Annotated in this window: 7 protein-coding genes; 6 read left to right on the top strand and 1 reads right to left on the bottom strand. The window is 56.9% G+C overall.

Going from position 1 to position 9,077, the window contains the following annotated elements; translation table 11 throughout:
* The coding region (locus Q0M74_RS11440; RefSeq protein ID WP_293954533.1) for a transposase at positions 1–105 on the bottom strand (105 nt) is incomplete at its 3' end.
* Between the two features lie 385 nt (positions 106–490).
* On the opposite strand from Q0M74_RS11440, the gene Q0M74_RS11435 reads away from it, so the two are divergent.
* The 6 genes from Q0M74_RS11435 to Q0M74_RS11410 all read left to right on the top strand — a co-directional run.
* Positions 491–1,654 carry an alpha/beta hydrolase family protein gene (locus Q0M74_RS11435; protein WP_293954532.1) on the top strand — a complete coding sequence of 388 codons (1,164 nt, stop codon included), beginning with the start codon at positions 491–493 and terminating at the stop codon, positions 1,652–1,654.
* A 230-nt stretch (positions 1,655–1,884) separates the two neighbouring features.
* Positions 1,885–2,892, top strand: coding sequence for a LacI family DNA-binding transcriptional regulator (locus Q0M74_RS11430; RefSeq protein WP_293954531.1), 1,008 nt, complete (start codon positions 1,885–1,887; stop codon positions 2,890–2,892).
* 20 nt (positions 2,893–2,912) lie between these two features.
* Positions 2,913–3,824 (top strand): ribokinase, encoded by a 912-nt coding sequence (locus tag Q0M74_RS11425; protein WP_293954529.1) that lies wholly within the window; start codon positions 2,913–2,915, stop codon positions 3,822–3,824.
* A 34-nt stretch (positions 3,825–3,858) separates the two neighbouring features.
* A complete protein-coding gene (locus Q0M74_RS11420) occupies positions 3,859–5,313 on the top strand; it encodes an MFS transporter (protein WP_293954527.1) in 1,455 nt (484 codons plus the stop codon).
* Between the two features lie 27 nt (positions 5,314–5,340).
* Positions 5,341–6,279, top strand: coding sequence for a nucleoside hydrolase (locus tag Q0M74_RS11415; RefSeq protein ID WP_293954525.1), 939 nt, complete (start codon positions 5,341–5,343; stop codon positions 6,277–6,279).
* A 168-nt stretch (positions 6,280–6,447) separates the two neighbouring features.
* On the top strand, positions 6,448–9,077 hold a 2,630-nt coding region (locus tag Q0M74_RS11410; protein ID WP_293954523.1), incomplete at its 3' end, for an AAA family ATPase.

Below are 9,077 nucleotides of genomic sequence, written 5' to 3'. Positions count from 1 at the left end.
GATGCCGAGATCGTTGGCGATCTGTTGAAGTGAGGCCCCATCGGAGTTCTCATACAAAGCAACGGCGTCGCGTTTGAACTCCTCGGAGTAGGTCTTGGTTGGCATGATCGGTAGGTTACCTTTCTGTCCCACATTGTTGGGATATTAGGTGTCTACCAAACAGGGGTCAGTACCCTCCTCTTCGAGGTCCACACGCAGCCGAATTACTGCGTGTGGACCTGAGATCACCACAGACCACCAGATGCTGCTATCCGAAGCTCATACCCGTGCTATCAAATCCTCAGAACCGCGCTACTAAAAGCACGTCCCTAACACTGAAATCAGCCTCCCCAGTAAGTTTCAGCCATCTAAGGATGCTTGAGTGACTTCAACTCAAAGATCAACAAAAACAACCTGTTACCCATAATCCCAGATGACGGTCACCTATAGAGCAGGTGTTAGATTATCTAGCGTATTTATTTCTTAATATTGTTCCGGAGGTCTCGTTTCTTTGAAACATCTAGTTTCCCGTGCGCTCATCGCCGGTGTCATCACTTTGACTCTCATCACTCCCGTCGCTGTCGCACAGAGCTCCGGATCATCCGGTTCGTCAGCCCAGGACTTCGTTGCTTTTTCTTCAGGGAATCCTGATGTCAGTGGTAGTTCCCTTGATGGATTACTGAGCTCAATGTCTTTGATCGGTTCTTCTCAGCTGCCGCTTGGTGGCCCCCTGCTCAGTAGTGACTCTGACTACCCCTTCCAGACTGATCCCTCCATCACTGAAGTGGAGCTGGTGAATAAGCAGGTGCAGGACGGTCTCCGCCTGGAGAAATGGACCGTAGCTTCACCATCCATGCAGCGCAATGTGGATGTGCAGATCATGAAGTCCGCGGATCCATACGCCCCTGCCCCGATGCTGTACATGCTTGATGGAATCGGTGGAAACAAGAACTCCTCCGGTTGGATCAACCATGGAGAGGCGCCGAAGGTTTTTAATGATGAGAACCTCACCGTGGTCATGCCACTGGGTGCAGCTGCTTCAATGTATTCAGACTGGCTGAAAGAAGATCCAGCCCTGGGTCGCATCATGTGGGAAACCTTCATCGTGAAGGAGCTCGCTCCACTGCTGGAGGCGGAAGAAGAACTGAACTTCAACGGCCACCGCGGTATTGGTGGATTGTCCATGGGCGCCACGGGTGCGGTGCACCTGGCCAATTCTAACCCTGACTTCTTTGACGGCGTCATGGGCTTCTCTGGTTGCTACTCCACTCTTGATCCAATCGGACAGACCACTGTGTCGCTGACCGTGAATTCCCGCGGTGGAAACCTGGAGAACATGTGGGGACCTACCGGTTCTGACACCTGGAAGGCTCATGATGTCACCTCCAACCCTGAAGGACTGCGCGATATGGCTGTCTACCTCTCTGCTGCCAATGGCGTTGTTGATGACGTCGACCTGGCAGATTCCGCTGATGATCCTTTCTACAACTTATTAGCCGGTGTCGTCCTGGAACGTGGTTCTCTCAGTTGCACCGAGGCACTGGATAAATCCATGCGCAAGGCTGGCATGACCCACCAAGTTGTTGATTACAAGGGGTCCGGTGTGCATGATTGGCGCAACTACAATGAGCAGCTCAAGCCTGGCTGGGATGCCATCAAGGATGCTCTTTACTAAAGCATTCGCCGCACAGCTTTTCCGATATATGCACTACCAGTCCGCCCGCGGGATGGTAGTGCATTTTCTTTATTTCCCCCTGGCTGGGGCAACCCTGCACCTCTACCCCTCCCTCTCCCCCGAGCTGTTGCTAAAGCCACATTGTCCGTAATAAATTCAACTTAATGAAAAATGTAAACGTTTACAGCAATCGTTTGCGCAATTAGTGGGAAGGTTTGAGGTGAACTCACATGGCAGGCGATAATCCTCGCCCCACGCTCAAGGAGGTGGCTCACCAGGCAGGTGTGTCCATTGCCACCGCCTCCCGAGCCCTCGCCGACAACCCGGCTGTGGCAGTCAAGACCCGCGAACGGATCCAAGAACTGGCCGCGGAGCTCGGTTACCGTCCTAATGCTCAGGCCCGTGCCCTGCAGAGTTCCCGTTCCAACACCCTCGGTGTGGTGGTTCCCAGCCTGATCAACCATTACTTTGCTGCCATGGTCACCGCCATCCAGAACACCGCCGGTGAGGCAGGTCTTGCCACGATCATCACCAACAACAATGAAGATACCTCCACCATGGCTTCCTCTCTGGAGTTCCTGGCTGGTCATGGTGTGGATGGCATCATCTGTGTGCCCAATGAGCAATGCGCACAGCAGTTGGAGCAGCTCCACAAACAGGGCATGCCCCTGGTGCTGATTGACCGTGAGCTTCCCAGTTCCAGTATCCCTACCGTCACCTCTGATTCCCTTCCCGGAATTACTGCCGCTGTCACCCTTTTGGCTAAGCACAAGGCCCTTCCCATTGGTTATCTTTCTGGCCCGATGGACACCTCTACCGGCCGGGACCGCTTGAGAAACTTCCGCACAGCCTGCGCAGAGGCAGGACTCCCCGAGCAACCGGTGTTCCTCGGTGGATATGAGCAGAGTATGGGCTGTGAAGGTGCCACGGAGCTTATTGAGCAGGGCGTCCAGGCACTCTTTGCCGGTGATTCCATGATGACGATCGGGGTTGTCGAGGCCTGCCATAAAGCTGGTCTGGTCATCGGCCAGGACATCAGTGTGGTGGGTTTTGATACCCACCCACTCTTTGCCCTGCAGCCTCATCCCCTGACGGTGATTGATCAGAATGTGGAAACACTTGCGGAAAAGGCGGTCGCCCTCCTCACTGAGTTAATGGCTGGCACTACGCCAACTCTGCAGAAAACTCTGATCCCCACCACCCTCATCGAACGTCAATCGATAACAACCCACAAGTAGGAAAAGGACGACAATCCCCAATGACTGACTCAACCGGTTCCAGCATCGTCGTGGTCGGCTCCATCAACGCTGACCTGACCACCAACGTCCAGCGCCACCCTGCTCCCGGAGAAACTCTCCTGGGCAGCGGTGGCACCGTCAGCGCTGGTGGCAAAGGTGCCAACCAGGCGGTGGCAGCAGCACAACTCGGTGCCAAGGTCACCATGGTTGGTGCTGTTGGCTCTGATCAGATGGCCGGTGATGCGCTGGCCCACATGCGTGAATCCGGTGCTGATCTGTCAGCGATTGCCACCGTGGATGGCCCCACTGGACTTGCGGTGATCACCGTTTCTGAAGACGGTGAGAACACCATCATCGTCATCCCGGGTGCCAATGCAACTATCAACGCAAACTATGTGGAAGAGCATTCCCAGCTCATCGCAGATGCCGGCATTGTGCTGCTCCAGGGTGAGATTCCTGCTGATGGTTTTGACCGTACTGTGGAACTTGCACAGGGGCGTGTGGTGATCAATCTGGCTCCAGTTGTCCCTGTGGGACATGATCAGCTGCGTCAGGCTGATCCATTGCTGGTCAATGAACACGAGGGGGCTCTTGTGCTGGACATGCTCGACGCACCAGCTGACACCACTGATCCAGAAGAGCTGGTCACTGCCCTATTGGAGCAAGGTTTTGCTTCCGTGGTCATGACCCTTGGTGCCGAAGGCGCACTGGTTGGCACCCCAGGCAAGCTGAGCGAAATCCCGACTCCGAAGATCACAGCTGTAGACACCACCGGTAGTGGTGACGCCTTTGCTGGGGCACTTGTGGCAAAGCTCGCTGCAGGTGAAACCCTCATTGATGCTGCGACCTTCGCCGCCCGCGTCGGCGCCTATGCCGCCACGAAGCCGGGGGCGCAGGCCTCCTACCCCACTCTGACCTCCGAACTTCCTTGAATAACTGAATCCCACACCGAAACGAGAAACGATAATGTCAATCGATACTCAGCCGAGGAAAGCCTCGGCAGCAACCATCCTCCCCTTGATGATTGCCCTGCTGGTGGCGGTGTTCGCCTTCCAGCTCAACGCATCCATGCTGGCACCCGCACTTGCCACCATGGAGGTCGAACTCACGGCAACACCTGCCCAGATCGGCATGACCCAGACCGCCTTCTTCACCGCGGCCGCCCTGTTTTCCCTGTTCCTGCCGCGCTGGGGTGACCTGATTGGTCGCCGCAAGGTGCTGATCGGCATGATGATTGTCACCGGTATCGGCTGTGTCGTGGCAGCTCTGGCACCTAATGTGGCGGTGCTCTTCCTGGGCCGTCTGATCCAGGGTGTCGCCGGTCCGACTGTGCCACTGTGCCTGATCATCCTGCGCCAGCAGGTCACCAATGAAAAGCAGTATGCCCTGTTGTTGGGTGTTGTCACCTCCGTCAACGGTGGTATCGGCGGCGTGGATGCAATTGCCGGTGGCTGGTTGGCGGAAACCTTCGGTTTCCGCTCCATCTTCTGGGTCATGGCTGTCTTCTGCGTGATCGCTGCCTTCGCCCTGCCCTTTGGTGTCAAGGAATCCACCGCTGAGGAAACCCCGAAGATGGACTGGCTCGGAGTGCTGCCACTGGCGGTCTCCATCGGTTCGCTGCTCATGGCCTTCAATGAGGCCGGCAAGCTTGCTGATGCCAACTGGATCCTGGTGGTCGCCCTCTTCATCGTCGGTATCGCCGGTGTGGTTGTCTTCTACAACATTGAAAAGCGTGTGAAGAACCCACTGGTCAGTGTGGAGTACCTGGGACAGCGTCGTACCTGGGCGCTGCTGCTGAGCACCCTGCTCACCATGACCGGTGTCTTCGCCGTGATGAATGGCCTGTTGCCCAACCTGGCACAGGATGCCACCCATGGCGCTGGCATGTCTGCCGGTGTGGTCTCCTGGTGGACCCTGACCCCCTATGCTCTGGCTGGTCTGATGTTCGGCCCGATCGCAGGTGTGCTGGCCGGTAAGTTCGGCTACAAGATCGTCCTGCAGATCGGTATCGCCGCCACCATCATCGGTGTCGCAGGCGCCACCTTCCTGGTGGGCAGCACTTCTTCCTTCGCCTACCTGGGCCTGTCGGTCTTCATCGGTATCACCTACGCCGGTATCGCCAACATCATGCTCAACGGTCTGGGTATCGTCCTCTCCCCTGCCAATAACCAGGGCTATCTGCCGGGTATGAACGCCGGTGCTTTCAACTTGGGTGCAGGTATTTCCTTCGCCATCCTCTTCGCCGTGGCCACTGCCTTCGGTGACAGCAATGGTGGTTATGCCGCCGGTATGTGGGCTGGTGTGGTCATCCTGGTGCTGGCCTTCCTGTGCTCCCTGCTCATCCCGCGTCCGGAATCCATCACCGATACAGTGGCTGCCAAGAACCTGGCCGAAGAAAAAGCCGCTGCCGCCACCTCTTAACTTTCATTTCTTAAGGAGTTTTTCACCATGACCACCAAGATCATCCTCGACTGCGATCCCGGCCATGACGACGCCGTGGCGATGCTGCTGGCTGCCGGAAGCCCGGAGATCGAACTGCTCGGCATCACCACCGTGGGTGGTAACCACACCCTGGACAAAGTTACTCACAATGCCCAGGTTGTAGCCACCATCGCCGATATCAACGCCCCCATTTACCGTGGTGTCACCCGCCCCCTGGTCCGCCCGGTCGAGGTGGCTGAGGACATCCACGGCGACACCGGCATGGAGATCCACAACTATGAACTCCCCGAGCCGACCAAGCAGGTGGAGGGCACCCATGCAGTCGACTTCATCATCGACACCATCATGAACAATGAGCCCGGCACGGTGGCACTTGTGCCCACCGGTCCCCTGACCAACATCGCCCTGGCGGTACGTAAGGAACCACGCATCGCTGAGCGCGTGAAGGAAGTTGTGCTCATGGGTGGTGGCTACCACGTGGGTAACTGGACCGCCGTGGCTGAGTTCAACATCAAGATCGACCCAGAGGCTGCCCACATCGTCTTCAATGAGAAGTGGCCCCTGACCATGGTCGGACTCGACCTCACCCACCAGGCACTGGCCACCCCGGAAATCGAAGCCAAGCTCAGCGAGCTCGGCACCGACGTCGCTGACTTCGTCATCGCGCTTTTCGACGCTTTCCGCAAGAACTACCAGGACGCCCAGGGCTTTGATAACCCACCAGTCCACGATCCCTGCGCTGTGGCCTACCTGATTGATCCCACCGTGTTCACCACCCGCAAGGCTCCCCTTGATGTGGAACTCTCCGGCGCCCTGACCACCGGCATGACCGTGGCTGACTTCCGCGCCCCTGCACCAGCAGATTGCACCACCCAGGTTGCCGTGGACCTGGACTTTGACAAGTTCTGGGGTCTGGTCGTGGATGCTGTAAAGCGCATCGGCTAATTCTTTTTGCGCTGACCGGAGGGTGTGCTCACACCAGAAATGTGGTGTGGGTGCGCTCCTTTTTCTTTTCTATTCGAAGAATTAGAACAACTTCCAGGGCTAATGTCCGGCCCCCATGCTTCAATGGCCCTACAGGAAAATACTTGAAGCTGAAAGTTGTCTGCTGACGTGTCAATCACCATAACCACAGAGTTTAAATCCGCACTTGAATCGATCCACTCCGGTGCGCATGTACTCATCACCGGTAAAGCAGGTACCGGTAAATCCACCCTACTGCGCACCTACTTGGATTCACTCACCCAGGAGAATGTTCTGGTCACCGCCCCCACTGGCGTGGCCGCTCTCAACACCGACGGATTCACCATCCACCGCACATTCGGATTCCGGCCGGGCATGTACCCCGATGATCTCAAACCAGGAGGGAAATGGGGACCTGGATCCAAGATCACCAATGTGCTCAAAGCTGTGGATATCCTTGTCATCGATGAGATCTCCATGGTGCGTGCAGACCTCTTCGACATGATGGACATCGCACTGCGCCGCATCCGCAACAGCGACAAAGCCTTCGGCGGTGTCCAGCTCATCCTGGTTGGAGACCTACTCCAGCTGCCTCCCGTGGTGACCAACCATGAAGCAGAACTCTTCACCTCCCGATGGGGCAGCCCCTACTTCTTCTCCGCACACTGTTTCCAGGACCTCTCCCTCCATAACATCACCCTGAGCACTATCTGGCGTCAGACAGATGACGAGTTCATCGAGGTACTCAACCAGGTCAGGGAAGGCAGCGTCGGCGACTCTGCACTCAGCATCCTCAATGCCCGCGTTGACCCCAACTTCCAGGCGCCCGGTGACTGGGTGACCCTGGCCTCCCACCGTCGCACCGTGGAGAAAATCAACCAGGCACGCCTCAATGAGCTGGAGACTCCTCACTTCCTCTCCACCGCAGTATATGAAGGCACCACTGACTCCAACTCCTTCAGTGGATCTGAAGAGCTCCACTACGCCCTCGGGGCTCGCGTCATGACGATCACCAATGACTCCGGCGGGCTCTTTGTCAACGGCAGTTTCGGCACGGTGGTGGCCGCATCCGAAGAGAGCATCAGCGTCCACCTTGACCACAACAATGAGGTTGTCAAGCTGGGCAAACACACGTGGGAAATCAAACGCCCTTCCATGACTTCAGGCGCGTTGTCCAGTGATGTCGTAGGAACAATCAAGCAATTTCCGGTGATCCTGGCTTGGGCTATCACCATCCACAAATCTCAGGGCAAGACGATCCCGAAACTGTTCATCAACTTAAGTGGTGGCACCGCCACTGATGGGCAGTTCTATGTCGCTCTTTCCCGAGGTGTTGATCTGGACAATCTCAGATTCAGTACTCCGGTCGAACACCGCCATATCCGTGCGAACAACAGCCTGGTCCGGATGATCCGCCGTGAGGTTACACCCAACGCTTCTACCTCCCGCCTGGTGTTCCTCTCCTTCGACGGAGTCAACTTCGGCATCAGTGACCATGTCGCCCGAGTGCACGCCATCATCCTGGACAATGGAGTAGAGGTGGCGAACTTCGGTTCCTGGATCAACCCGATGTCCGACCTCGGAGACTTCGGGCAACGCAATAACGTGCCCTCCGGTGGCCTGGCCATGGCACCGACCCTGGGCGACTTCTGGCCGCTTCTCCTCCGACAGGCTGCCGGAGGAATCATCATCGGTGATGAACTACCTATGTTGGAACGGGCCGTCCGCCACCAGGAAAAGGGCATCGAACTCTCCTTGGGCACCGGCTACGACATCACAGAATTCTCCATCACCCCGACTGGAACAGATGTGATCACCCGCTGCCAGAGCATGGTCGACACCTACCGCAACAATCCTTTCACCATCACCCACGGCCAGGCAGTCCCCCAGGTGGCACAGGACACAGAAGGTGCGGTCTTCATCCCCCGATGGTCGGGATACAGTCCTATGCAGCTCGATCCCACCCGAGCCACCGACTCTGATAATGCCTGGGCAGCCTTCTCCGGAGGCCACACCCAGGACCTGGACCGCACAGAACTAGAAGAAACAGCAGAACTTCTCTCCGCCTGGGCCATCTCCCGCGGATTCTGGAAGCGGGAACAATATGAAGAAGTCCAGGACAGGGCACGCCGCGCTGGCATTGAGAGCGTGGATATAGATGCTCCATCAGAGAACACCCAGAACATCAGTGAGCTATTGGTAGCTGGGACCCGCATCGCATTCACCGGCCGCAATAACCTACTCGGTGGACCTGCTGATGACGCACGTCTGATCCAGCTGTGCAATGACCGCCAACTTGAATACAAAACTGGAGTGTCGAAGACTCGTTGTGATGTTCTCGTCGCGGCTGACCCTGCTTCCATGTCTGGCAAGGCACAAAATGCCCGGGAGTACGGAAAGCCGATCATCTCCCAGGATGACTTCGAAAACTGGTACCACAACGGTCCCTTCCTCAATGCATCTGAGGTAGCCCCCAGTGTGGAGGAAGTCAGTGACACTGAGACTAGATCTGAGGTTCCCACTGATCTCTCCTCCCCTGCGCGCATCTTGGAAGGTCCCCCGGCGGATGAGGTATCTGAGATGGTGTGGGTCAAGCCTGAAGAGTTCTTCCAGGAAGGTACCCGCGTGGTTTTCCGGGGCTCCACCTATGTCAATGGCGAGCGCTATGCCCAGGGCTTTGCGCTGCAGTCGCTTTGTGATTCTCTCGGCCTGGACTATAAGCAGGCGGTGACCAAGACACGCTCAGATGTTCTGGTAACTGATGATCCACAAGCAGATGA

It is taken from the genome of uncultured Corynebacterium sp. (assembly GCF_945649885.1).
Classification (GTDB): Bacteria; Actinomycetota; Actinomycetes; order Mycobacteriales; family Mycobacteriaceae; genus Corynebacterium.
This window is presented reverse-complemented; position numbering and strand designations above follow the sequence as displayed.